Origin of the sequence: Pseudomonas sp., assembly GCF_017744435.1 — a bacterium.
Classification (GTDB): Bacteria; Pseudomonadota; Gammaproteobacteria; order Pseudomonadales; family Pseudomonadaceae; genus Aquipseudomonas.
In genome coordinates, this window is record NZ_JAGIBG010000030.1 from 24702 (window position 1) to 50202 (window position 25501).

Sequence of the window (25501 nt, forward strand, 5' to 3'; positions counted from 1 at the left end):
GTGAAGCACTCCCTGCGGGTCAGTCAAAGTGACAATAATGACTAAACATGTGGCACGCAGCCCTGGCAAAGCGCCCTCAATCAGAACCGAGCAGCGCCCGACATGGCCCTCCCCGGCGGCGTCTGCACCTGGGCAATCGCCACATTCAAGGTCAGCTCAAAGCGGCTCCCCAACCCGCGCGTCGACTCATGGGACAGCTTGGCGTCGAGCAGTTCGGCCAACTGCCGACAGATCGACAAGCCAATACCGAGCCCGCCATAGCGCCGGGTCATCGAGCCATCGACCTGGAAGAAGCGCTGATAGAGAATCGCCTGGTCCAGGTCATCGAAACCGATGCCGCTGTCACTGATGGTGAACGTCAACGCCAGGCTGTCGGGGCCAAGGCGACGGCCGCGAACCTGCACCATCACACCACCGTGATGCGTGAACTTCAGGCCGTTGTCCACCAGGCAACCCAAGCAGCGGGCGACTTTCTGCGCATCGCCCAGCAACTCGTCCGGCAGCTCGGCGGGGATATCCAGGCTCAGGTACAAGCCCTTGCCCAGGGCCGTTCCGGCATAGCCGGCACGCAGGTCCTGCAGCGTGCGCCGCAGGCTGAACGGCAGTGCCTGCGGGCGCATGCGGCCGGCCTGCAGCTCGGTCAAGGTGAGAATGTCGTCAACCATGTCCATCATGCTCTGGGCCGAGCCGACCGCCGTGCGGTGGTACTGGGCCATCTCGGCAGTCATGGGCAGTGTGTGCATCAATTCCAGCGAGCCGATCACGCCATTCATCGGTGTGCGCAGTTCGTGGGTAACGGTGGCGAGGAATTCGTCCTTGAGGTGATTGCTCCTGGCCAGCTGCTGGTTCATCTGCTCCAACGCCTCGCCGGTATCACGCAGGGTCTGCGCCTGCTGTTCGCGCATGCTGTTGATGCGGTCGGCCAGCGCCAGCGACAGCAACGCCACTTCCAGCGCCGACCCCAGCTGGCTGGAATACATGGTGATGAACAGGTTGGGCAGGTAACCCAGCACCATCAGGGTATTGACCAGCCCGCCAAGCAGGAACGCCGTCCAGGCAATGATGAACCAGCGCGCCACACGCAGGCCGCGTACCCAGGCATACAACCCGGCGGCAAAGATACTCACGGTAAACAGCAGGGCCAGCACCGTGGCCATGCGCAAGGCGATGCCGTAGCGCATGCTCACCGACAACACCATCACCAGCACGCCACCGAGCATCAACAGCTGCAGCAGCCGGTCGAAGCTGCGACTGATTTTGCCCAATTGCAGGAAGTGACGCGCGAACTGGCAACCGAACAGGCCCGCTGCGCCGATGAACAGCGGCGTTGCGGCGTTGGCCCACCACGGGCTGTCCGGCCAGAAGTAGGCGACCCCTGCGCCGTTGACCGACACCTGATACAGGCCGAACGAGGCAATGTAGAGGATGTAGTAGAGGTAACTGACGTCTCGCACGCTGAGGTAGATGAACAGGTTGTACACCGCCATCACCAGCAGCACGCCATAGATCATGCCCAGCACATAAAGGCGGGTCGGCTGGTCTTCCATGTAGGCTTCGGCTGACCACAACGCCAGCGGTGCCTGTACCGAACCCTGACTGTGCAGGCGCAAGTAGGCGGTGGTCGACTGCCCGGGCTGCAGCGGCAGTTCGAACAGGTAATTGTTCTGGCGGATCTGCCGGCTGTCGTAGGGCAAGGCGTCGCCGGTACGCTGGGCCAGGCGGAACTCGCCATCGCTGCCCGGCAGGTACAGCTCGACATGGTCCATGGGAGGGTATGCCAGCTCAAGCAACCACTGGCGCGGCTGCGCATCGGCAGAGGCCACATAGTGCAGATCGACCTTTAGCCAGAACACCGAAGTCGAGTAACCGGCGTTCAGCACGTCCTGGTGATGCGTGCGGAAACGGCTGGCAAAGATCGGCGCGCTGACCTGGGCAATGCTCGCGCTGCCATCACGGTCCTCATAGACCTGCATGATTTTGCCCAATGGAAGATGCCGGGTCGCCTCGTCGAATTCGACGGCTCCGGCCAGCACGGGCAACAAGCCCAGAAGCACAATCAGCAAATAGCGCATACAGCCCCAGCATGGCCTGTCCGGTCGCGTCGCGATGGCCTCCGATCCTTTTGAGACGACGAAATCCGGCAGAGCCCGTTTGTCGAGTTATCCGAGCACTCTAGCATAGCTTTCAACGCTGTCGACGGGCTACTCCAATTTTCAAAGAAAAGGCTCTAGAACAATACTTTCAGAGCAAACACGCAGGATAATCTGACCGCTCGATCAACAAATCTCATTTGTAGGACGATCCGCACAAAAGGGTTTGGTGGTAAGCTCGCCGACCATGAATACCTACAGCTCCCGCCCCGTTGTCCTCTGTCTCTCCGGCCACGACCCAAGTGGCGGCGCCGGCTTGCAGGCAGATATCGAAGCCCTGATCGCCCAAGGCTGTCACGCCGCACCTACCGTGACCGCCCTGACCGTGCAGGATACCGTCAACGTTTCCGACTTCCGCGTGCTCGACCGCGAGTGGGTCCTGGCCCAGGCCAATGCCGTGCTGGCCGACTCCACGGTCGCTGCCGTCAAGCTGGGCATGCTCGGCTCGATCGGCATGGTCGACACCGTCGCCGAACTGCTCAGTGCCCACCCGCACCTGCCGCTGGTCTGCGACCCGGTCCTGCGTGCCGGTGGCGGTGGCCGCCTGGGCAAGGACGAAGTCGGCTATGCCCTGCGCGAACGCCTGCTGCCGCTGGCGACCATCGCCACGCCGAACCTGCCAGAAGCGCGTATCCTGGCCGAACTGCCTGAAGGCACCGCTGACGAGTGTGCCGAGAAACTGTTGCCGTACTGTAGACACCTGCTGATTACCGGTGGTCACGGCGACGAGGACGAAATCCACAACCGCCTGTATAGCCGCGATGGCCAGAGCCACACCTGGACCTGCCAGCGTCTACCGGGCAGCTACCACGGCTCGGGCTGCACCCTGGCCAGCGCCCTGGCTGGTCGCCTGGCCCTTGGCGAGCAACTGCAAAGCGCGGTGAAAAGCGCCCTGGACTACACCTGGCGCACCCTGCGCGACGCCGAGCAGTTGGGCAAGGGCCAGTTCGTCCCACGCCGCCTGCCCCTGGATTTCTGCTCCTGATACGAGGCTTTCAATGAAGCTACGCGGTCTGTACGCAATCACCGACAGCCAGCTGCTCGCCGGCCGTTTCCTGTCCCACGTCGAAGCCGCGCTGGAAGGCGGTGTGTGCCTGCTGCAGTACCGCGACAAGAGCGACGATGCCGCCCGCCGCCTGCGCGAGGCCGAGGCGCTGATGAAGCTTTGCGAGCGCTACGGCACGCAGTTGATCATCAACGACGACGCCGAACTGGCCGCGCGCCTGGGCGTCGGCGTGCACCTGGGCCAGACCGACGGCCCGCTGACACCGGCTCGCGCCCTGCTCGGTCGCCAGGCAATCATCGGTTCCACCTGCCACGCCAGCCTCGAGCTGGCCGTCCAGGCTGCCAGCGAAGGCGCCAGCTACGTGGCCTTCGGCCGCTTTTTCAATTCCGTCACCAAGCCCGGTGCGCCGGCTGCCAACGTCGATCTGCTGGAGCAGGCCCGTGCCCAGGTGAAGCTGCCGATCGCCGTGATCGGCGGCATCACCCTCGATAACGCCGCCCCGCTGATCGCCCATGGCGCCGATCTGCTGGCGGTGATCCACGGCCTGTTCGGTGCCGACAGCGCGCAGGAAGTCACCCGCCGCGCCCGCGCCTTCAACGCCCTGTTCGCTTCCTGATTTCGAGAGAAGATCCCATGTCCCGTTCCGAAGCCCTGTTCGCCCAAGCCCAGAAGCACATCCCTGGCGGCGTCAACTCGCCGGTCCGCGCTTTCAAGAGCGTCGGCGGCACCCCGCTGTTCTTCAAGCATGCCGAAGGCGCCTACGTCGTCGACGAAGATGACAAGCGCTATGTCGACTACGTCGGCTCGTGGGGCCCGATGATCCTCGGCCACGGCCACCCGGACGTGCTCGATGCGGTCCGCCGCCAGCTGGAACACGGCCTGTCCTACGGCGCACCGACCGCGATGGAAACCGAGATGGCCGACCTGGTCTGCTCGCTGGTGCCGTCGATGGAAATGGTGCGCATGGTCAGCTCCGGCACCGAAGCGACCATGAGCGCCATCCGCCTGGCACGCGGCTATACCGGCCGTGACGCCATCATCAAGTTCGAAGGCTGCTACCACGGCCACTCCGACAGCCTGCTGGTCAAGGCCGGCTCCGGCCTGCTGACCCAAGGCGTGCCGAGCTCGGCAGGCGTACCGGCGGACTTCGCCAAGCACACCCTGACCCTGCCGTTCAACGACATCGCTGCGGTCGAGAAGACCCTCGCCGACGTCGGCCAGACCGTGGCCTGCATCATCGTCGAGCCGGTGGCCGGCAACATGAACTGCGTACCGCCGGCGCCAGGTTTCCTCGAAGGCCTGCGCGAGCAGTGCGACAAGCACGGTGTGGTACTGATCTTCGACGAAGTGATGACCGGTTTCCGCGTCTCGCTCGGCGGCGCCCAGGGTTACTACGGGATCAAGCCGGACCTGTCGACCTTCGGCAAGATCGTCGGCGGCGGCATGCCGGTCGGCTGCTTCGGTGGCAAACGCGAAATCATGGGCTGCATCGCCCCGCTGGGCCCGGTCTACCAGGCCGGCACCCTGTCGGGCAACCCGCTGGCCATGGCCGCCGGCCTGACCACCCTGAAGCTGATCAGCCGCCCAGGCTTCCATGACGAACTGACCGCCTTCACCAGCCGCATGCTCGATGGCCTGCAGCAGCGTGCCGATGCCGCGGGCGTGCCGTTCGTCACCACCCAGGCGGGCGCCATGTTCGGCCTGTACTTCAGCGGCGCCGACGACATCGTCACCTTCGACGACGTGATGGCCAGCGATGCCGAACGCTTCAAGCGCTTCTTCCACCTGATGCTCGACGGTGGCGTGTACCTGGCGCCAAGTGCGTTCGAGGCGGGCTTCACGTCGATCGCCCATGGTGAAAAAGAGCTGCAGATCACCCTGGATGCGGCCGAAAAAGCCTTTGCCGCGCTGAAATAAGCCACCACGCGGCCGCTGTAGGAGCGGCCTTGTGTCGCGAAAGGGCTGCAGAGCAGCCCCAGAGTTTCAGCGTTGACGCAGACAATGTCGGGGCCGCTTTGCGGCCCTTTCGCGACACAAGGCCGCTCCTACACAATCATCCAATTCACCAGCAAGACAGAAATTCGCGTAAAACTTTGTAAGGTTGGCGCTGCTTATCCCATAATGTGCCACCAGAGACATTGGCCGCAGCTTTGCAGAGGTAAGTCGATCCCCATGAACCGCACCGGCCGCGCCCTGACCTTGGGCTGCCTGTTGCTTCTTCAGCCCCTGCTGGCCCTGGCGGAGGGCGGTAACTCGTTGCTGATTCCGGCAACGGGGCGCTGCACGCTCAATGTTCAGCCAGAAGACCTGCAGAACGCGCTGAAAGCCTGCGAGGAAACAGCGGCGACCGGGGACGCCCAGGCACAGTTCGAGCTGGGCGAGTACTACTACACGCTAACGCCGAAAAACCTGAAAAAGGCGCTGGACTGGTTCGAGAAGGCCTCGCTGCAAGGCCACGCCGAAGCCCAGTACCGCCTTGGCGCCATGTTCTTCCATGGCGAAGGGGTCAAGGCCAACAACGTGCAGGCCTATATCCTGCTGAAGATGGCCGCGGTCAACGGCGCCGAGGATGCGCTGGACATGGCCGACGAAGTGACCGAGCAAATGCCGCGCGACGAGCTGGAGCACGCCACCCAGGTGCTCGGCCAGATCTTCCGCAAGTACCTGCTGGAACTGCAGAACGCCGAAGGGCGCACGCCGTTCTCGCCACTCCCCTGATCCTTACTTCTCCGGCATCGGCATGGGGAACGGCATCACGTTGCCGCTGGCCCGGGCCTCGCTGATCTTGGCCGTGCCCAGGCGCTCCACCTCGTCGATGCGCACGATCGAGTGCATCGGCACGAAACTGCGAATCACCCCTTCGAACTGATTCTTCAGCTTCTCTTCACTCGGGTCGACCACCACCTGGGTACGCTCGCCGAAAACGAACTCCTCGATTTCCAGAAAGCCCCACAGGTCGCTCTGGTAGATCTGCTTGGCATACATCTCGAAGACCTGCCCCTGGTTGAGGAAGATCACTTTATAGATGGCGGGTTCGCGCTTGCTCATGTTCGGCGGGATAACACATGCGTAAGAAAAGGCGCGCATCATAGCAGAGCGGGCCCAGGCCCGCGCAGGTACACAGTCTGTACCCACCCTTGATCGTTTCAGTGCTTTCGCCACCGCCGTTCAAGGGTTATTCTTGAGTTCACATTCATTGCCGTCGAGCGGCTAAAAACGACCTTGAACGCACCCATACAACCCCATCGCTTCATCCTCGAACCCTTCGAGGCCCACCGTTTCGCCAACTTGTGCGGCCAGTTCGACGAGCACCTGCGCCTGATCGAACAACGCCTGGCTATCGAAATCCGCAACCGCGGCAACCAATTCGAGCTGATCGGCGAACCCAAGACCACTTCCGCTGCCGAGCAACTGCTGCGCCGTCTCTATCGCGAGACCAAGGCGAATGACCTATCGCCGGAAACCGTGCACCTGTACCTGCAGGAATCGACGGTGGAGAACATCGACAACCCGGCGGTCAACGAGGTCAGCGTCTCGCTGCGCACGCGCAAGGGCAATATCCGCCCGCGCGGTGTCAACCAGCAGCGCTACGTCAAGGAAATCCTCGGCAACGATATCAACTTCGGCATCGGCCCGGCCGGTACCGGCAAGACCTACCTTGCCGTGGCCTGCGCCGTCGACGCCCTGGAGCGCGAGCAAGTGCGCCGCATCCTGTTGGTACGCCCGGCAGTCGAGGCGGGCGAAAAGCTCGGCTTCCTGCCTGGCGACCTGGCCCAGAAGATCGACCCATACCTGCGCCCGCTGTACGACGCGCTGTACGAAATGCTCGGCTTCGAGCATGTGGCCAAGCTGATCGAGCGCCAGGTGATCGAGATCGCTCCGCTGGCCTACATGCGCGGCCGCACCCTGAACAACAGTTTCATCATCCTCGACGAGAGCCAGAACACCACGCTCGAACAGATGAAGATGTTCCTCACCCGTATCGGCTTCGGCTCGACCGCGGTGATCACCGGCGACATCACCCAGGTCGACCTGCCTCGTGGCACCAAGTCGGGCCTGGCCCATGTCATCGAGGTGCTCAGGGACGTACCGGGGATCAGTTTCACCCATTTCCAACCCAAAGATGTGGTTCGTCACCCACTGGTGCAGCGTATCGTCGAGGCCTATGACCGCTTCGATGCCCGCCAGGCCAAGCCCGAGGCGCCCGGCAAAGATGCTTGAACTTGACCTGCAACGGGCCACGGATGCTGCCGCCCCGGATGACACCGCCTTCCGACGCTGGTGCGAACTGGCCCTGCGCCAGCGCACGGCCGATTCGGAAATGACCATTCGTCTGGTCGATGAAGCCGAAGGCCGCGAACTCAACCACACCTACCGGCACAAGGACTACGCGACCAATGTGCTGTCGTTCCCGGCCGATGTGCCCGATGACCTGCTCGATATCCCGCTGCTGGGCGACCTGGTGATCTGCGTGCCGGTGGTCGAGCGCGAGGCGGCCGAACAGGGCAAGTCACTGGAAGCGCACTGGGCTCACCTGGTCATCCACGGTTGCCTGCACCTGCTTGGCTACGACCACATCGAAGACGATGAGGCCGAGGAAATGGAAGCGCTGGAACGGGAATTGCTGGCAGAACTGGGTCACCCCGACCCGTACGCCGACGATGAAAACGAACCTCTCACACACTGATACACGAAGGATCACGAGAACCGCCATGAGCGAAGATCGATCGAGCAACGGGCAGAAGTCCTGGCTGGGTAAACTGACCCAGGCTTTTGCCCATGAGCCGAAAAACCGCCAGGAGCTCCTCGAGCTGCTGCGCGAAGCCCATCAGAACAAGCTGCTCGACAGCGAAGCGCTGACCATCGTCGAAGGTGCCATTCAGGTCGCCGACCTGCAGGTTCGCGACATCATGGTCCCGCGTTCGCAGATGATCAGCATCAAGGCGACCCAATCGCCGCGCGAGTTCCTCCCGGCCGTCATCGACGCCGCCCACTCGCGCTACCCGGTGATCGGCGAAAGCCATGACGATGTGCTCGGGATCCTGCTGGCCAAGGACCTGCTGCCGCTGATCCTCAAGGAGAACGGCGAGAGCTTCAACATCAAGGACCTGCTGCGCCCGGCTACCTTCGTGCCGGAATCCAAGCGCCTGAACGTGCTGCTGCGCGAGTTCCGCGCCAACCACAACCACATGGCCATCGTCATCGACGAGTACGGCGGCGTGGCGGGCCTGGTGACCATCGAAGACGTGCTGGAGCAGATCGTCGGTGACATCGAGGACGAGCACGACGTCGAGGAAGACAGCTACATCAAGCCGCTGCCCAGCGGCGACTTCCTGGTCAAGGCGCTGACCCCGATCGACAACTTCAACGAGTTCTTCGACAGCGAGTTCTCGGATGACGAGTTCGATACCGTCGGCGGCCTGGTGATGAGCGCCTTCGGCCACCTGCCCAAGCGCAACGAGACCACCGAGATTGGCGCCTACAAGTTCCGTATCCTCAATGCCGATAGCCGGCGGATACACTTGCTGCGCCTGACCCCGATCACCCGCTAAGGACAAACATGCGTTGGATCACCCGCCCCGGCTGGCCCGGTAACCTGCTGGCCCTGGCGGCCGGCGCATCGACCCTCCTGGCCCTGGCGCCGTTCGACATCTGGCCGCTGGCCCTGCTGTCCATCGCCCTGCTCTACCTTGGCCTGCGCGAGCTCAGCCCGCGCCAGGCCATGTGGCGCGGCTGGTGGTTCGGCTTTGGCCTCTACGGCGCAGGCACCTGGTGGATCTACGTCAGCATGAACACCTACGGCGGTGCCTCGCCGTTGCTGGCGATCGTGCTGCTGCTGGCGTTCTTCGCCGCCCTCGCCTGGTTCTTCGCCCTCCCCACCTGGCTGTGGGCGCGCTGGTTCAGGCGCAATGAGGCGCCCCTGGCCGACGCCTTGTGCTTCGCCGCCCTGTGGCTGCTGCAGGAGGCCTTCCGAGGCTGGTTCCTGACCGGATTCCCTTGGCTGTATGCCGGTTACAGCCAGCTCGATGGCCCGCTGGCGGGCCTTGCGCCGCTGGGTGGCGTGTGGCTGATTTCCTTCGTCCTGGCGCTGAGTGCGGCGCTGCTGTGCAACCTGCACCGCTTGCGCGAACGCCCGTCGTTCCTGGCCATCGGTGCAGTACTGCTGCTGGCGCCGTGGGTGATCGGCATGGCCCTCAAGGATCACGCCTGGACCAAGCCAGCCGGCGACCCACTGAAGGTCGCAGCCCTGCAAGGCAACGTCGAGCAAGACCTGAAATGGGATCCGGCGCACATCGACGCGCAGTTGGCGCTGTACCGCGACATGAGCTTCAGCTCCAAGCCGGTTGACCTGCTGGTGTGGCCGGAAACTGCGGTGCCGGTGCTCAAGGACCAGGCTCAAGGCTATATCGATGTGATGGGCCGCTTTGCCGCCGATCGGCATTCCGCGCTGATCACCGGCGTGCCGGTGCGCGAAGTGGTGCATCACCAGCGCCGCTTCTACAACGGCGTAACGGTCACTGGCGAAGGCGACGGTACCTACCTCAAGCAGAAACTGGTGCCGTTTGGCGAATATGTCCCCTTGCAGGACCTGCTTCGCGGTGCGATCGAGTTTTTCAACCTGCCGATGTCGGACTTTGCCCGCGGCCCCGCGGACCAGACACTGCTACAGGCCAAGGGCTACCAGATTGCGCCGTTCATCTGCTACGAGGTGGTCTACCCCGAGTTCGCGGCTGGCCTGGCCGCACGCAGCGACCTGCTGCTGACCATCAGCAACGACACCTGGTTCGGCACCTCGATCGGCCCGCTGCAGCACTTGCAGATGGCACAGATGCGTGCACTGGAGGCTGGCCGCTGGATGATCCGCGCTACCAACAACGGCGTGACCGCACTGATCGATCCGTTTGGCAGGATCACCGCAGAAGTGCCGCAGTTCCAGCGGGCGGTGCTGTATGGCGAAGTGGTGCCGATGCAGCAGTTGACGCCTTATCTGCAGTGGCGGTCGTGGCCGCTGGCGATTCTGTGTGTGCTGTTGCTGGGTTGGGCGTTGCTGGCCGGGCGTATCGCCAAGACAGTCTGATTCAGCCTGGGCCGGCCTCTTCGCGGGCAAGCCCGCTCCCACAGGGACTCCACAGGCCTTGAGCCTTGTACAGTTCCTGTGGGAGCGGGTTTACCCGCGAAGAGGCCAGCACAAGCGCTACAAGGTTCAGTAGAACAACCGATACCCCACCAACCCCACCGCTTCATTGAGCAACTGCCCGCTCTGCCACATGGCCCGACTCTCCGGCAGCAAGCCACCGAACGGCCGTGCATGATCGCGCCCCAGGAACCCCACTGGCGCGGGCACCACCTCGAACCCAGCCCGCTCGAAACTCCAGCGTGAGCGCTGCATGTGCCAAGCCTGGGTCACCACCACCACTCGTCGTATACCCAGCGGCTGCAACACCTTGGCGCTCAACTGGGCATTCTCCCAGGTGGTACGACTGGCCTCTTCCTTCCATTTCACCTCGACGGCGAAATCCTCGCGCAGGCGATCCGCCATCAGCTGTGCTTCGCTAGGCGGCGTACCGTAATGCAAGCCACCGCTGGTCAACACCGGTAACCCCGAGGCTTTCGCCAACCGGGCAGCAAACCGCATGCGTTCAAGGGCCGTTGCCGTAGGCTGGTCATCACCGCCCCAGGCCGGGTCACCCCGCTCACGCCCTGCGCCAAGCACGACGATGGCGTCCGCCCTGCTCGCCAGGCCGGCCCAATCACCTGTCGACAAAGGCGGTTCGGTCTCAAGCAGGCGGGCCGACTCCTGCACCACCAGCGGTAAGCTCATCAGCCACAGGCCTCCCAGCCCCACGGCAAAACACAGCGCCGCCAGCCGCGGCCGCCGCCTGCGCAACCACCACGCTGCGAGCAGCAGCAGGAACAGGACGCCAGGCGGCATCAGCCATTGCTTGATGAAAAACCGGATCGGCATCGACACACCTCCATGGAAGGTGTGCAGCCTATAGAGGATCGACGCCGGTCAACAAGTCCGGGCCGGCGTCGATCATGGGAAGTGTGTTGTAGAACCGGCGCGCGATTGCCTGCGCCTGGCGTCCTGAACGGCTAGCGATGTGGCAGCGTCCTGGATCTCGCCGAGTTGGCGGGGCGTTTCTTGTCCTTGAGCCAGATAATCTTTGCCGTTGCCGGTTCCGCTTGCGGGAATGTACCGGCGCAGGCATTGCGGCGTTCCGGGAGGGATTCCAGGTAGGCCTTGATCACTTCGAACTCTGCATGGCTCAAGCCACGCAACTCCAGCTCGGCTGGCATCTCGTCGCGTAATCTCACCGAGGTCCTGGCGACTTCCAGTGCCAGGCCAAGACGGTCGATCAGGCGTTCGTAAAGCTCCGGTTTGATTGCGGGTAGCTGCGTCTCTCCCATCCGTTCACCTCATTGAAGATAAAGATTATCTCCCCCCACACCTGAGCTTAGCGTTGCTGCAAAAAGCAGCCGGATGCCGCGACCAGCGGGCATTCGCAATCAAGGTTTCCCACGATGCGCGGCGCTGCTGTATGCTACGGCGTTCACTCTAAAACGACACCGGAGTGCCGGACGCAGCGAGGTTCCGCTGCCTGGAACAAGGTCTCTTCTCTCTCAGCAAAAAGTAGCCATGCACGAACAATACACGCCCCGTGATATCGAAGCCGCCGCCCAGAACTTCTGGGACGAGCAACAATCGTTCGCTGTTACCGAACAGCCAGGTAAGGACACCTACTACTGCCTGTCGATGTTCCCGTACCCGAGCGGCAAGCTACACATGGGCCACGTGCGCAACTACACCATCGGTGACGTGATTGCCCGCTACCAGCGCATGCTGGGCAAGAATGTCCTGCAGCCGATGGGCTGGGACGCCTTCGGCATGCCTGCGGAAAACGCGGCGATGAAGAACAACGTCGCCCCGGCCAAGTGGACATACGAAAACATCGACTACATGAAGACCCAGCTCAAGAGCCTGGGCCTGGCCATCGACTGGGCACGTGAAGTCACCACCTGCAAGCCGGACTACTACCGCTGGGAACAGTGGCTGTTCACCCGCCTGTTCGAGAAAGGCATCATCTACCGCAAGAACGGGACCGTGAACTGGGACCCGGCCGACCAGACCGTACTGGCCAACGAGCAGGTCATCGACGGCCGTGGCTGGCGTTCGGGCGCGCTGATCGAGAAGCGCGAAATCCCGATGTACTACTTCCGCATCACCGACTACGCCGACGAGCTGCTGGAAAGCCTCGACGAGCTGCCGGGCTGGCCTGAGCAGGTCAAGACCATGCAGCGCAACTGGATCGGCAAGTCGCGCGGCATGGAAGTGCAGTTCCCGTTCGACCAGGCCAGCATTGGCCACGAAGGCACCCTGAAGGTCTTCACCACCCGTCCGGACACCCTGATGGGCGCCACCTACGTCGCCGTTGCCGCCGAGCACCCGCTGGCCACCCAGGCCGCCCAGGGCAACCCGGCGCTGCAGGCGTTCATCGACGAATGCAAGAGCGGCAGCGTCGCCGAGGCCGACATGGCCACCCAGGAGAAGAAGGGCATGCCCACTTCCCTGTTCGTCGAGCACCCGCTGACCGGCGAGAAGCTGCCGGTGTGGGTCGCCAACTACGTGCTGATGCACTACGGCGATGGCGCCGTGATGGCGGTGCCGGCCCACGACGAGCGCGACTTCGAGTTCGCCCACAAGTACAACCTGCCGGTCAAGGCCGTGGTGCGCACCAGCGCAGGCGATGACGTCGGCAGCGAGTGGCTCGCTGCCTATGGCGAGCATGGCCAGCTGATCAACTCCGCCGAGTTCGACGGTCTGGACTTCGCCGGTGCCTTCGACGCCATCGAAGCGGCCCTGATCCGCAAGGAGCTGGGCAAATCGCGTACCCAGTTCCGCCTGCGCGACTGGGGCATCAGCCGCCAGCGCTACTGGGGCTGCCCGATCCCGATCATCCACTGCCCGTCGTGCGGCGACGTGCCAGTGCCGGAAGACCAGCTGCCGGTCACCCTGCCGGAAAACGTGGTGCCGGACGGCGCCGGTTCGCCGCTGGCACGCATGCCCGAATTCTACGAATGCAGCTGCCCGAAATGCGGCGCCGCGGCCAAGCGCGAAACCGACACCATGGACACCTTCGTGGAATCGTCCTGGTACTTCGCCCGTTACGCTTCGCCGAACTACGAAGGTGGCATGGTCGACCCGAAAGCGGCCAACCACTGGCTGCCGGTCGACCAGTACATCGGTGGTATCGAGCACGCGATCCTGCACCTGCTGTACGCGCGCTTCTTCCACAAGCTGATGCGTGACGAGGGCCTGGTCACCTCCAACGAGCCGTTCAAGAACCTGCTGACCCAGGGCATGGTGGTCGCCGAGACCTACTACCGCGTGGCCAGCAACGGCGGCAAGGACTGGTTCAACCCGGCCGACGTCGAAATCGAGCGTGATGCCAAGGCCAAGATCATCGGCGCCCGCCTGAAGACCGACGGCTTGCCGGTGGAAATCGGCGGTACCGAGAAGATGTCGAAGTCGAAGAACAACGGCGTCGACCCGCAATCGATGATCGACCAGTACGGCGCCGACACCTGCCGCCTGTTCATGATGTTCGCCTCGCCGCCTGACGCGAGCCTGGAGTGGTCCGACTCTGGCGTCGAAGGTGCAAGCCGCTTCCTGCGCCGCGTCTGGCGCCTGGCCCAGGCTCACGTCGCCCAGGGCCTGCCGGGCAAGCTGGATGTCGCCGCCCTGGACGACGCACAGAAAGTCATTCGCCGCGCCATCCACGCTGCGATCAAGCAGGCCAGCACCGACGTGGGCCAGTTCCACAAATTCAACACCGCCATCGCCCAGGTGATGACCGTGATGAACGTGCTGGAAAAGGCCCCGCAAGCCACCGAGCAGGACCGTGCCCTGTTGCAGGAAGGCCTGGAGGCCGTGACCCTGCTGCTGGCGCCGATCACCCCGCACATCTCCCACGAGCTGTGGAAGCAGCTGGGCCACGATCAGGCCGTCATCGACGCTGGCTGGCCGGCAGTCGACGACAGCGCCCTGGTACAGGACAGCATCACCCTGGTGGTGCAGGTCAACGGCAAGCTGCGCGGCCAGGTGGAAATGCCGGCCGCCGCCAGCCGCGAGGAAGTCGAAGCCGCTGCCCGCAGCAACGAAAATGTCCTGCGCTTCATTGATGGCCTGACCATCCGCAAGGTCATCGTGGTACCGGGCAAACTGGTCAACATCGTCGCCAACTGATGGCAACGCCCACCTGCACAGCGTGCGGGTGGGCGGTATCGGCCCACAAGGGAGCAACAACATGATCAAACGCAATCTGCTGGTAATGGGCCTGGCTGTCCTGCTCAGCGCCTGCGGTTTCCAGCTGCGCGGCACCGGCACCAACGCAATGAGCGTCAAGGAGATGGACGTCAGCGCACGCAACGCCTACGGCCAGACCGTGGTGCAACTGCGCGAGATACTGAAGCGCAGTGGCGTCAACGTCCACGCCGGCGCACCGTATCGCCTGGTCCTGACCAACGAGCAGGAAAACTCGCGCTCGGCCACCTATACCGGTGGTAACCGCACCGCCGAGTACGAACTCACCACCATCCTCAACTACAGCATCCTGGGCCTGAACAACCTCGAACTGCTGAGCGACAAGGTGGAAGTGCGCAAGGTTTACGTGCGTGACGGTTCCAACATCACCGGCTCCGATCAGGAAGCCCTGCGCTCGCGCGAAGAAATGCGTCGCGACCTGGTACAGTCGATGGTCGCGCGCCTGCAACTGCTGAGCCCTTCGCAGCTCGATGAGCTGCAACGCAAGGCAGACGCACGGGCCAAGGCCGAAGCCGATGCACTGGAGGCAGCACGCCGCCAGCAGGCGGAAACGCCGCAGCAGTCGCCTCTGGAAATCCCGGGCAACTAAGCCCGAGCGGGGCATTCCGGTGCCCCGCCTGTTCCCCATGAAGCTCGCCCCCGCCCAACTCAACAAGCACCTGCAAGGCAGCCTGGCCCCGGTCTATGTGGTCAGCGGCGATGACCCGCTGCTGTGCCAGGAAGCCGCCGACGCCATCCGCAATGCGGCGCGCCAGCAAGGCTTTGACGAACGCCAGGTATTCAGCGCCGACGCCAACTTCGACTGGGGCACCCTGCTGCAAGCGGGTGCCAGCTTGTCGCTCTTTGCCCAGCGGCGCCTGCTGGAGCTGCGCCTGCCGTCGGGCAAGCCCGGCGACAAGGGCGCGGCGGCGCTCATGGAGTATTGCGCCAGGCCCGCCGAAGACACCCTGCTGCTGATTAGCCTGCCCAAGCTCGATGGCAACGCGCAGAAGACCAAGTGGGGCAAGGCCCTGATCGAAGGTGCCCACTGCCAGTTCATCCAGATCTGGCCGGTGGATGCCCAGCAATTACCCCAGTGGATCAACCAGCGCCTGTCCCAGGCCGGGCTGTCGGCCCAACGCGATGCCGTCGACCTGATCGCCGCGCGGGTCGAAGGCAACTTGCTGGCCGCTGCCCAGGAAATCGAAAAGCTCAAGCTGTTGGCAGAAGGCAACCAGATCACCGTAGAAACGGTGCAGGCGGCCGTGGCCGACAGTGCGCGCTTCGATGTCTTCGGGCTGGTTGACGCCATCCTCAATGGCGAAGCTGCCCATGCCCTGCGCATGCTCGAAGGCCTGCGCGGAGAAGGCGTGGAACCTCCGGTGATTCTCTGGGCACTGGCCCGTGAACTGCGCCTGCTGGCCGGGCTGGCGCAACAGTTCAGCCAAGGTGTGCCGCTGGACAAGGCGTTCAGCCAGGCGCGCCCGCCAGTGTGGGACAAACGCCGACCATTGGTCAGCAAGGCCCTGCAGCGTCTCTCGGCTCAGCGTTGGGCGCAACTGCTGCAGGATGCCCAGCGTATCGATGCGCAGATCAAGGGGCAGGCCGAGGGGTCGCCCTGGACCGGGTTGTCGCGGTTGGCGCTGTTGATGGCTGGCCAGCGATTGGTGCTTCCTTCGGAATAGCTGAGGGCGTTGTGGGAGCGGGTTTATCGATGCGTCGAACCGCCGCGAACACCGGCAAAGCCGGTGCCATCCACCGCGTCGCCTGCTTCGCGGCTAAAGCCGCTCCCACAGGGATCTCGCAGCTCTCAAGGCGTTGTCATAAGCACAATCTATTTGCTCTGCCCCGTTCCCAGGCCTAAAGTTCGCCCCGAAACTCACCCAATCGGGAACCCCGCCATGAGCAAGAAGCCGAAAAAGCACGGCCCCAACAAGGCCAAGTCGATCATCGCCCAACCGCTGTTCCGCTGCCGCCAGGAACAACCGGAAAAGGGCAAAGGCAGCTACCGCCGCGAAGCCTTCCAATCGAGAGATTGGGAGGCTTCTTACTTTTTGGCCGCATGAAAGCATCGCAAGCGCAGGCATGGTATGGTCGGCACCTGACCTGCAATTCTGGATCTGTGCATGCTCTTGAGTCTTCTCCCCCGTTGGAATTCCCGCCAGTTGCTCGCGGCCTCCAGCTTCATCCTGCTCGTCGCCTGCGCGGAAAAACCCACCGCCGCCGACGCCCTGCCGCTGGCCCCCGCCCAGCCTGCCCCGGTCGTTACCCTGCCTGGCGCCACGCCCGACGTCAGCACTGAAATCCAGCCGCTGCAAACCTTCGCCCAATGGCAAGCCGGTTTCCGCCAACAAGCGCTGCAGGCCGGCATCGCGGCAGGCACCTTCGATCGCGCGTTCCTCGGTGTCACGCCAGACATGGATGTGATCAAGGCCGACCGCAGCCAACCCGAATTCACCCGCCCGGTATGGGAATACCTGGATGGCGCGCTGTCGCCCCTGCGCGTGCGCAACGGCAAGAAACTGCTGGAACAGAACGCCGAACTGCTGACCCGCATCGAGCAACGCTATGGCGTCGACCGCCAGGCGCTGGTCGCGGTGTGGGGCATGGAGAGCAACTTCGGCCAGTTCCAGGGCAGCAAGTCGGTGATCCGCTCGCTGGCGACCCTGGCCTATGAAGGGCGTCGTCCTCAGTTCGCCCAGGACCAGCTGATCGCCGCCCTGCAGATCATCCAGCATGGCGATATCCAGCCTGAGGCCATGCGTGGTTCGTGGGCCGGCGCCATGGGCCAGACCCAGTTCATCCCGACCACCTACAACACCTATGCGGTGGACTTCGACGGTGACGGCCGTCGCGATATCTGGAACAGCACGCCCGACGCCCTGGCCTCGACAGCCAACTACCTGCAAAGCTCGGGCTGGAAGCATGGCCAGCCATGGGGCTTCGAAGTGCAGGTACCAGCAGGCTTCGACTACTGGCAGGCCGACGGCGCGCTGCGCAAGCCGGTCTACGAGTGGCTACAGATGGGCGTGAAACTACCGGCGGGTACCCAGCTGCCTGCCGGCAGCAACCAGCTGTCAGCGGCCCTGCTGTTGCCGGCGGGTGCCCGTGGGCCGGCGTTCCTGGTGCTGGACAACTTCCGCGCGATCCTCAAGTACAACAACTCGTCGTCCTATGCCCTGGCGGTGAGCCTGCTGGGTGATCGCTTCTCGGGTTGGGGCTTCATCAACGGCAGCTGGCCGAAAGAAGACCTGCCTTTGAGCCGTAGTGAACGGATGGAGCTGCAGAATCTGCTGAATACCAGCGGGCATGAAGCGGGGAACCCGGATGGCATCATCGGGGCCAATACCCGCAAGGCCATTCGCAATGCCCAGCAGCAGCTGGGGTGGCCGGCGGACGGTTATCCGACCCACAAACTGCTCGACAGCCTGCGTCAGCGCTGATGCACCTGGGGCCGCTTTGCGGCCCCGGCTATTTCAAGCTCTGAACAGGTCCTGCCCCAGCACCAGTGTCTGCCTCTCGCTGTCCAGCCTCACCAAGGCCCCCAGCGGCAAGCACACATTCGGATCACAATGCCCGCTGCGCCATCCGGCCAGCACCGGCACGCCCAGCGGCCCGAAAGTCTCCTCCAGCAGCGGCGCCAGCGCCGCGACGGTAATCCCGGCAAAATCCCCCACCAGCACGCCCTTGATGCCCTCCAGCTTGCCTGCGAGGCGCAACTGGGTCAGCAGACGATCCACACGATACAGCGGCTCGTTGACGTCCTCGATGAACAGGATGCAGTCCCGGGTATCGATTTCCGCCACCGTCCCCAGGGTCGCCCCCAGCATCGACAGATTTCCCCCCAGCAAGCGCCCACTGGCGACACCGGGCACCACGCAGTTCAAGGCGAAATCAGCCGGATGGACAATTTCATCCCCCTCTCCCAAAAGCCCACCCAATTGCGCCAGCAGCGACGACTCGGTCGGTTGCAACTTGGCACCCAGCAGGTCGGCATTGAGCATCGCGCCGTGGAAGGTGATCAGCCCGGTACGCTGATAGATCGCCGTGTGCAGCGCAGTGATATCGCTGTAGCCGATCAGCGGCTTGGGGTTGCGGCGGATCAGCTCGAAATCGAGCCGATCGAGCAGGCGCATGCTGCCATAACCACCGCGCATGCACAGGATCGCGTCGACCTCCGGATCGGCAAAGGCCGCATGCAAGTCTTGCAGGCGCTGCTCATCGCTACCGGCCAGATAGCCCTCGGCCTCATAGACGCCTGGGTAGATCCGGCAGCGGTAGCCACGCTCGGCGAACCACTGGCCAGCCTTCTGCGCATCCAGACGCGCCGGCCCGGCCGGGGCGACGATGGCGAAGCAGGCATTGTCCGCCAGCACCTTGGGCAAAAGGGATTCCATGGTTTCAGCGCAATTCATCGCAGCTCCTTTCTATACCGCAAAAACAAAAATGCCGATGCCGCCTCTCAGCGCGCATCGGCATGGTCAGCTCAAGCCCGGATCAGAGCTTGATCTTGGCTTCGTGAGCCTGCTGGTCGGCGTGGTACGACGAACGTACCAGCGGGCCCGAGGCGACGTTCTTGAAGCCCATCTTGTAGCCTTCCTCGGCGAACCAGGCGAAGGTGTCCGGATGGACGAAGCGCTGCACCGGCAGGTGGCTGCGCGACGGCTGCAGGTACTGGCCGAGGGTGAGCATGTCGATGTCATGCTCGCGCATGCGGTGCATCACTTCGATCACTTCCTCGTCGGTCTCGCCCAGGCCGAGCATCAGGCCCGACTTGGTCGGCACGTGCGGGACCATCTGCTTGAACTTCTGCAGCAGGTCCAGCGACCAGTCGTAGTCCGAACCCGGGCGCGCGGCCTTGTACAGGCGCGGTACGGTCTCGAGGTTGTGGTTGAACACGTCCGGCGGCGTTTGCGCGGTGATTTCCAGGGCGACGTCCATGCGGCCACGGTAGTCCGGCACCAGGGTTTCCAGCTGCACGCCCGGCGACAAGGCACGGATTTCGCGAATGCAGTCGGCGAAGTGCTGGGCACCACCGTCACGCAGGTCGTCACGGTCCACCGAGGTGATCACCACGTACTTCAGGCGCAGGTCGGCGATGGCCACGGCCAGGTTCTTCGGCTCGTCCAGGTCCAGCGGCTTCGGCCGACCGTGGCCGACGTCGCAGAACGGGCAGCGACGGGTGCAGATGTCGCCCATGATCATGAAGGTCGCGGTGCCACCAGAGAAGCACTCGCCCAGGTTCGGGCAGGACGCCTCTTCGCACACGCTGTGCAGCTTGTGCTTGCGCAGCAGCTGCTTGATGCGGTCGACTTCCGGGGATACCGGGATGCGCACGCGGATCCAGTCGGGCTTTTTCGGCAGTTCGTCGGTGGGGATGATCTTCACCGGGATACGCGCAACCTTTTCGGCGCCACGCAGTTTTACCCCGGCTTCCACTTTCTTCGGCGCTGGGCGCGCGGTGGCATCCTGGGTAGGGATCAGGTTCGGCACGGCTTCTTGCACAGTTGTCATATTCAGTCGATTCCGCCCGTGAGGGTCGTCTGCTCAGCATAGTCGAGGTGCCTGACCAGCTGTCCGCGCAGCCTTGTCCTGACCTCGTCGAGTTCGATCGGGCCTGCCAGGTCGCGCAGCTGGGTCATGGCCAGCCCCGCATACCCACAGGGGTTGATTCGGCGGAATGGAGCCAGGTCCATGTCCACGTTCAGAGCAAGGCCGTGGAAGGAACGGCCATTGCGGATTCGCAGGCCGAGGGAGGCAATTTTCGCTCCATCGACATAGACACCCGGCGCATCGGGCTTGGCCACGGCGTTGACGCCATAGCTGGCGAGCAGGTCGATCAGGGTCTGCTCGATGCGGCTGACCAGCTCGCGCACGCCAAAGCCCAGACGGCGCACGTCCAGCAGCAGGTAGGCCACCAACTGCCCGGGGCCATGGTAGGTCACCTGGCCGCCGCGATCGGTCTGCACCACCGGGATGTCGCCCGGTACCAGCAGGTGTTCGGCCTTGCCGGCCTGGCCCTGGGTGAAGATCGCGGGGTGCTCGACCAGCCAGACTTCGTCCTGGCTGTCCGGGCTACGCTGCTCGGTGAAGCGACGCATGGCCTCCAGCACCGGTTCATAGGGCTGCAGGCCAAGCTCGCGAATACCGAGGCAAAGCGACATCAGAGCACCATTTTCACGATGCCGGTGGCACGCAAGGCACTGTTGATGTCGTGCAGCTGGTTCTCGCTTTCGGCGACGATGTGCAGTTGCACGGTGGTGTACTTGCCTTCCTTGCTCTGGCGCTCGGCCAGGGTGGAAAGGTCGACCTTGGCATGCTTGCTCAGGATCTCGATCACCGTGTCCTTGAAACCGACTACGGTGTCGCCGATTACCTTGATCGGGTAATCGTCGCAGGGGAATTCGATTTTGTGCGACTTGACGTCAGGTTCGCTCATGGCGGAAACGGCCTCGTAAGCCGTGGCAACAACAACGCCCCCGCAGGATGCGCGGGGGCTTGCAGGTCACGTATCAGTTGAACAACCCGTAGAAGAATAGACGGATGCTATCCCACATACGGCGGAAGAAACCACCTTCCTCGACGCCATCGAGGGCGATCAGGTCGGCACTGTGAACCACGTTCTCGTCCAGTTTGACTTCCACTTTGCCGATCACGTCACCTTTGGCGATCGGTGCGGTGAGCTGCGGGTTCATGGTCATCGAAGCCTGCAGGCGCTTCAATTGGCCTTTAGGCATAGTCATGGTCAGGTCGTCGGCCAGGCCAGCCTTGACTTGGCCAGTTGCGCCCTTCCAGACCGGAGCCTGGGTCAGCTCGGTACCCTTCTGGTAGAAGGTCTGGGTTTCGAAGAAACGGAAACCGTAGGTCAGCAGCTTCTGGGTCTCGGCAGCACGGGCTTGCTCGCTGTTGGTACCGAATACCACGGCGATCAGACGCTGGCCGTCACGTACGGCCGAAGCCACCATGCAGTAGCCGGCTTCATCGGTGTGGCCGGTTTTCAGACCGTCGACGGTCTTGTCACGCCACAGCAGCAGGTTGCGGTTTGGCTGCTTGATGTTGTTCCAGAAGAACTCTTTCTGCGAGTAGATGGCGTAGTGGGCCGGGTCGATGTTGATGATCGCGCGAGCCAGCAGAGCCATGTCGTGAGCCGAGGAGTAGTGCTCCGGGTTCGGCAGGCCGGTCGGGTTCATGAAGTGGCTGTTGGACATGCCCAGTTCAGAAGCCGTCTTGTTCATCATGTCGGCGAAGGCGTCTTCGCTGCCGGCGATGTGCTCGGACAGGGCGACCGAAGCATCGTTGCCCGACTGGATGATGATGCCGTGCAGCAGGTCGCTGACGGTGACCTGGCTACCGACCTTGATGAACATGCGCGAACCGCCGGTACGCCAGGCGTTTTCGCTGACGGTGACCGGGTCGTTCTCGCCGATCTGGCCACGACGGATGTCGACAGTGGCGATGTAGGCGGTCATCAGCTTGGTCAGGCTGGCTGGCGGCAGGCGCTCGTCACCGTTGTTCTCGACCAGCACGTTGCCGCTGGACGCGTCCATGAGTACGTAGGACTTGGCGGCCAGCTGCGGTGGCGCAGGCATCATCTGCTCTGCTGCGAAGGCAGCAGGCGTGAGCATCAGCAGTACAGGCAGGCAAAGTCGTTTGGCAAGGTTGGTGATGTTCATCCGTCTCTCGAAAATCGCTAATGGTCTGATGTTCCCTGGGCCACATCGTGTGCCCAGCGCCAGTCAGTCTAGTTTTGATGGCCATGGCCGGCCCACCCCTGAACGGCTGAATCAGGGTGCGGCTTTATGTCGCTGCGGGCAAAAGCCGACATTGTACATGGCCGGGGCCGGCAATTCATGACAAAACCGACAGTTTGTGGGGGCCAGGGCCCCCGCAAGAACTGTCAGTCAGCTGTGACAAGCTTGGCCTGGCCAAGGTTCGCCAGGCGAATGCTGTCTTGTGCCTGCTGGATTTCGCCCTGGCTGCTGAACGGCCCCAGGCGCACGCGGTGCAGGGTTTGCTGGTTACGCACGATGGAGCTGATGAACACCGGCGCGCTGACCATGGTGCTGAGCTTGGAACGCAGCAGTTCGGCAGCATCCGGGTTGGCGAAAGCGCCCACCTGAAGGACGTTGCCGGCGGCGCCGGCTGGCACGTTACTACCACCCACCTGCACCGGCACCACCGGCGCCGCGTGCTGCTGCGGCGGCGGGGTCCACTGCTCGACCCGCCCGGTGCTGACCGGGATCGCCTGGGTCTGCGCGACCTGCGGCTCTTTCAGCATCAGCGGCGGCTGCTGGCCCTTCTGCGCCCACCACTGCTGCGGATCGATACCCTCGACCCGCACGTGCGCGGTGCCGATCTCGGCGTAGCCGAGCTTCTTCGCCGCAGCGTAGGACAGGTCGATGATGCGGTCGGAATAAAACGGGCCACGGTCGTTGACCCGCAGGATTACGCTGCGGCCGTTAGCCAGGTTGGTCACTCGCACATAGGCCGGCAATGGCAGGGTCTTGTGCGCCGCGCTCATTCCATACAGGTCGTACAGCTCACCGTTGGCGGTGTTCTGGCCGTGGAACTTGGTGCCGTACCACGACGCGGTGCCCTCGGCGCGGTAGTTGCGCGAGTCCTGCATCGGGTAGTAGGTCTTGCCCAGCACGGTGTACGGGTTGGCCTTGTAGGCACCGGTATGCATGGTCGGCGTGGCATCGGGGATCTTGTTGACGTCCACATCCCACCACGGCGCACCATCCTTATGGGCACGGTTGATGTCCAGGCCAGGCTGTGAACGGACAACGTTGCCACTGCCCTGCGAGGTCGGGCGACTGGAGGAACAGCTGACCAGCAGCATGCCGACGGTCATGCAAGTCAGCAGTTTGAAGGTGTTGCCAGAGAGGATTGCGCGCATTACTTGACGCCCCGTACTTGGACCAGCTGTTCCGCAAGCTGATGCACCGCCATGGCATACATCACGCTGCGGTTGTAGCGAGTGATCGCGTAGAAGTTCTTCAGGCCCATCCAGTACTCGGGGCCGTTTTCGCCATCCAGGCGGAAGGCAGTAACCGGCAGATCATCGCGCAACGCATCATGGCTCGACCAGCCCAGCGCTCGCAACTCCCCGTAGGTTTTCGCCGGCTCGATACCGGTGGTCAGGCCAAGATCTGCCTGCGCGCCACTGACCTGGGCGCGGCTGACCACGCCCTCGCCGGCCACCCAGCCATGGCGCTTGAAGTAGCTGGCCACGCTGCCGATGGCGTCGTCGGGGTTGTTCCAGATATTGATGTGGCCGTCGCCGTCGAAGTCCACCGCGTAATTGCGGAAGCTGCTCGGCATGAACTGCGGCAGGCCCATGGCACCGGCATAAGACCCCTTGAGGGTGAGCGGGTCGACCTGCTCGTCACGGGCCAGCAGCAGGAACTCACGCAGTTCCTTGCGGAAGAATTCCGCGCGCGGCGGGTAGTCGAAGGCCAGGGTCGACAAGGCATCGATCACCCGGTAGTTGCCGGTGTTGCGGCCGAAGAAGGTTTCTACGCCAATGATCGCGACGATGTACTGCGCCGGCACGCCATATTCTCGCTCGGCACGGGCCAGCACCGCTTCGTGCTGGCGCCAGAAGTCCACGCCACGAGCGATGCGCGCGTCGGTGATGAACATCGGCCGGTATTCCTTCCACGGCTTGACCCGCTCGGCCGGGCGCGAGATGGCGTCGAGGATCGACTGCTTGCGCTGCACCTCGCGAAACACACCGTTCAATTGCTCGGGGGCAAACCCATAGTCGCGGCTCATCTGGAGAACGAACTCGGTCACTTGCGGCGAGCCGTCGTAATCGCCGGCATGGGCCAGCTGTACAGCGCCGAACAGGCCCACCGCGCCGATCCACGGCGCACAACGGGCAGCCCAGTTACGCACTGCTTGCATGAAATTCTTCACCTTATTCAAACCTGCGCGATCCATTTGCGGTGCGTGTGGATCGACATCAGAACGCCAAACGCTGACAGCAGCGTCACCAACGAAGTTCCGCCATAGCTAATGAAGGGCAGCGGCACACCCACGACGGGCAACAGGCCACTGACCATACCGATATTGACGAACACATATACAAAGAAGGTCATGGTCAGGCTGCCCGCGAGCAGCTTGCCAAACAGGGTCTGCGCCTGCGCAGTGATCATCAGCCCGCGGCCGATCAGCAGCAGGTAGACGATCAGCAGCAGGCAGATACCGACCAGGCCGAACTCCTCGCCAAGCACCGCGATGATGAAGTCGGTGTGGCTTTCAGGCAGGAAGTCCAGGTGCGACTGAGTGCCCAGCAGCCAACCCTTGCCGAATACGCCACCGGAGCCGATCGCCGCCTTCGACTGAATGATGTTCCAGCCGGTTCCCAGCGGGTCGCTCTCAGGGTCGAGGAAGGTCAGTACGCGCTGCTTCTGGTAGTCGTGCATCACGAAGAACCACATCGCCACCGCTACCGGCACCGTCGCCGCGAGTACGCTGAGGATCCAGCGCCAGCGCAAACCGCCCATGAACAGCACGAACGCACCGGAGGCGAGAATCAGCAGCGCCGTGCCCAGGTCAGGCTGACGGACGATAAGAATGAACGGCACGCCGATCAACACCAGGCTTATTGCCACGTGTTTCAGGTGCGGCGGCAAGGTGCGCTTGGACAGGTACCAGGCAATGGTCGCCGGCATGATGATCTTGAGGAATTCCGAGGGCTGGAAGCGGATCACCCCGGGGATGTTGATCCAGCGCGTGGCGCCCATGGCGTTGTGACCCATGACGTCCACCACCACCAGCAGGAACACCCCGACCAGATACGCCAGCGGCACCCAGCGGGCCATGAAGCGCGGTTCCAGCTGGGCGATGACGAACATCGAGACCAGGCCGATGCCGAACGAGGTGGCCTGCTTGAGCAACAGGTCCCAGTTCTTGCCACTGGCCGAATAGAGAACGAACAGGCTGCCGGCCGCGAGGGTCAGCAGGATGATCAGCAAGGGACCGTCGATGTGGATGCGCTGCAGGAAGCTGGCGCGTCGACGCATCACGTCCTCG

The 25501-nt window shown here is 63.4% G+C and carries 25 protein-coding genes; 13 read left to right on the forward strand and 12 right to left on the reverse strand.

Annotated features, from left to right (window positions below; genetic code table 11):
- Positions 1-80 precede the first annotated feature (80 nt).
- Positions 81-2072: a hybrid sensor histidine kinase/response regulator gene (locus J7573_RS19010; RefSeq protein ID WP_294338726.1), complete on the reverse strand. Its 1992-nt coding sequence runs from the start codon at positions 2070-2072 to the stop codon at positions 81-83.
- A 265-nt stretch (positions 2073-2337) separates the two neighbouring features.
- On the opposite strand from J7573_RS19010, the gene J7573_RS19015 reads away from it, so the two are divergent.
- The 4 genes from J7573_RS19015 (at position 2338) to J7573_RS19030 (ending at position 5874) form a co-directional block, all read left to right on the forward strand.
- The gene (locus tag J7573_RS19015; protein WP_294338727.1) at positions 2338-3135 is read left to right on the forward strand and encodes a hydroxymethylpyrimidine/phosphomethylpyrimidine kinase; all 798 of its coding nucleotides are present in this window, start codon (positions 2338-2340) and stop codon (positions 3133-3135) included.
- Positions 3136-3148: 13 nt separating this feature from the next.
- Positions 3149-3772, forward strand: coding sequence for a thiamine phosphate synthase (gene thiE, locus J7573_RS19020; protein ID WP_294338728.1), 624 nt, complete (start codon positions 3149-3151; stop codon positions 3770-3772).
- 17 nt (positions 3773-3789) lie between these two features.
- Entirely contained in the window at positions 3790-5073 is a 1284-nt protein-coding gene (gene hemL / locus J7573_RS19025; RefSeq protein ID WP_294338730.1) for a glutamate-1-semialdehyde 2,1-aminomutase, read from the forward strand.
- Positions 5074-5328: 255 nt separating this feature from the next.
- Entirely contained in the window at positions 5329-5874 is a 546-nt protein-coding gene (locus tag J7573_RS19030) for a tetratricopeptide repeat protein (protein ID WP_152956212.1), read from the forward strand.
- Between the two features lie 3 nt (positions 5875-5877).
- Here the strand turns inward: J7573_RS19030 and J7573_RS19035 are convergent, their stop codons facing one another.
- On the reverse strand, positions 5878-6204 hold the full coding sequence (locus tag J7573_RS19035; protein WP_085677149.1) for a DUF1820 family protein: 327 nt from the start codon (positions 6202-6204) through the stop codon (positions 5878-5880).
- Positions 6205-6378: 174 nt separating this feature from the next.
- On the opposite strand from J7573_RS19035, the gene J7573_RS19040 reads away from it, so the two are divergent.
- From J7573_RS19040 to lnt, 4 genes are read left to right on the forward strand one after another with little or no spacing between them, the layout of a single operon-like run.
- Positions 6379-7377, forward strand: a complete 999-nt coding sequence (locus tag J7573_RS19040) for a PhoH family protein (protein ID WP_294338734.1) — start codon at positions 6379-6381, stop codon at positions 7375-7377.
- Positions 7370-7843 carry an rRNA maturation RNase YbeY gene (ybeY, locus tag J7573_RS19045; RefSeq protein WP_294338736.1) on the forward strand — a complete coding sequence of 158 codons (474 nt, stop codon included), beginning with the start codon at positions 7370-7372 and terminating at the stop codon, positions 7841-7843. Before J7573_RS19040 ends, ybeY begins: the two co-directional genes overlap by 8 nt.
- 25 nt (positions 7844-7868) lie before the next feature.
- Positions 7869-8708 (forward strand): HlyC/CorC family transporter, encoded by an 840-nt coding sequence (locus tag J7573_RS19050; protein WP_294338737.1) that lies wholly within the window; start codon positions 7869-7871, stop codon positions 8706-8708.
- Positions 8709-8716: 8 nt separating this feature from the next.
- Positions 8717-10234, forward strand: coding sequence for an apolipoprotein N-acyltransferase (gene lnt, locus J7573_RS19055; protein WP_159408755.1), 1518 nt, complete (start codon positions 8717-8719; stop codon positions 10232-10234).
- A gap of 126 nt (positions 10235-10360) precedes the next feature.
- Here the strand turns inward: lnt and J7573_RS19060 are convergent, their stop codons facing one another.
- Together J7573_RS19060 and J7573_RS19065 are read right to left on the reverse strand one after the other, a co-directional pair.
- The gene (locus J7573_RS19060; RefSeq protein WP_294338741.1) at positions 10361-11122 is read right to left on the reverse strand and encodes a YdcF family protein; all 762 of its coding nucleotides are present in this window, start codon (positions 11120-11122) and stop codon (positions 10361-10363) included.
- A 131-nt stretch (positions 11123-11253) separates the two neighbouring features.
- Positions 11254-11568: a hypothetical protein gene (locus J7573_RS19065; protein WP_085677143.1), complete on the reverse strand. Its 315-nt coding sequence runs from the start codon at positions 11566-11568 to the stop codon at positions 11254-11256.
- A 229-nt stretch (positions 11569-11797) separates the two neighbouring features.
- Here J7573_RS19065 and leuS point away from each other — a divergent pair, with 229 nt between their 5' ends.
- The 5 genes from leuS (at position 11798) to J7573_RS19090 (ending at position 17904) form a co-directional block, all read left to right on the forward strand.
- A complete protein-coding gene (gene leuS / locus J7573_RS19070; RefSeq protein ID WP_294338744.1) occupies positions 11798-14404 on the forward strand; it encodes a leucine--tRNA ligase in 2607 nt (868 codons plus the stop codon).
- A 61-nt stretch (positions 14405-14465) separates the two neighbouring features.
- Positions 14466-15071, forward strand: a complete 606-nt coding sequence (lptE, locus tag J7573_RS19075; protein WP_294338747.1) for an LPS assembly lipoprotein LptE — start codon at positions 14466-14468, stop codon at positions 15069-15071.
- A gap of 37 nt (positions 15072-15108) precedes the next feature.
- A complete protein-coding gene (gene holA / locus J7573_RS19080) occupies positions 15109-16146 on the forward strand; it encodes a DNA polymerase III subunit delta (protein WP_294338749.1) in 1038 nt (345 codons plus the stop codon).
- A gap of 216 nt (positions 16147-16362) precedes the next feature.
- The gene (gene arfA, locus J7573_RS19085; RefSeq protein WP_009685838.1) at positions 16363-16527 is read left to right on the forward strand and encodes an alternative ribosome rescue factor ArfA; all 165 of its coding nucleotides are present in this window, start codon (positions 16363-16365) and stop codon (positions 16525-16527) included.
- Positions 16528-16587: 60 nt separating this feature from the next.
- Complete coding sequence (locus J7573_RS19090) at positions 16588-17904, forward strand: lytic murein transglycosylase (RefSeq protein WP_294338759.1); 1317 nt, start codon at positions 16588-16590, stop codon at positions 17902-17904.
- Positions 17905-17937: 33 nt separating this feature from the next.
- Here the strand turns inward: J7573_RS19090 and J7573_RS19095 are convergent, their stop codons facing one another.
- From J7573_RS19095 to rodA, 8 genes are all read right to left on the reverse strand, one after another.
- Positions 17938-18876 (reverse strand): LD-carboxypeptidase, encoded by a 939-nt coding sequence (locus J7573_RS19095; protein ID WP_294338762.1) that lies wholly within the window; start codon positions 18874-18876, stop codon positions 17938-17940.
- Positions 18877-18958: 82 nt separating this feature from the next.
- A complete protein-coding gene (gene lipA, locus J7573_RS19100; protein ID WP_060509515.1) occupies positions 18959-19975 on the reverse strand; it encodes a lipoyl synthase in 1017 nt (338 codons plus the stop codon).
- 2 nt (positions 19976-19977) lie between these two features.
- Entirely contained in the window at positions 19978-20625 is a 648-nt protein-coding gene (gene lipB, locus J7573_RS19105) for a lipoyl(octanoyl) transferase LipB (RefSeq protein ID WP_294338766.1), read from the reverse strand.
- Positions 20625-20900 carry a DUF493 domain-containing protein gene (locus tag J7573_RS19110; RefSeq protein ID WP_003249736.1) on the reverse strand — a complete coding sequence of 92 codons (276 nt, stop codon included), beginning with the start codon at positions 20898-20900 and terminating at the stop codon, positions 20625-20627. The genes lipB and J7573_RS19110 overlap by 1 nt, the downstream gene beginning before the upstream one ends.
- A gap of 73 nt (positions 20901-20973) precedes the next feature.
- Positions 20974-22134, reverse strand: coding sequence for a D-alanyl-D-alanine carboxypeptidase family protein (locus J7573_RS19115; protein WP_294338782.1), 1161 nt, complete (start codon positions 22132-22134; stop codon positions 20974-20976).
- A gap of 224 nt (positions 22135-22358) precedes the next feature.
- Positions 22359-23360 carry a septal ring lytic transglycosylase RlpA family protein gene (locus tag J7573_RS19120; RefSeq protein WP_294338785.1) on the reverse strand — a complete coding sequence of 334 codons (1002 nt, stop codon included), beginning with the start codon at positions 23358-23360 and terminating at the stop codon, positions 22359-22361.
- Complete coding sequence (mltB, locus tag J7573_RS19125; protein ID WP_294338788.1) at positions 23360-24370, reverse strand: lytic murein transglycosylase B; 1011 nt, start codon at positions 24368-24370, stop codon at positions 23360-23362. Before mltB ends, J7573_RS19120 begins: the two co-directional genes overlap by 1 nt.
- Positions 24371-24387: 17 nt before the next feature.
- Positions 24388-25491: a rod shape-determining protein RodA gene (rodA, locus tag J7573_RS19130; RefSeq protein WP_050437190.1), complete on the reverse strand. Its 1104-nt coding sequence runs from the start codon at positions 25489-25491 to the stop codon at positions 24388-24390.
- Between the last annotated feature and the right edge of the window lie 10 nt (positions 25492-25501).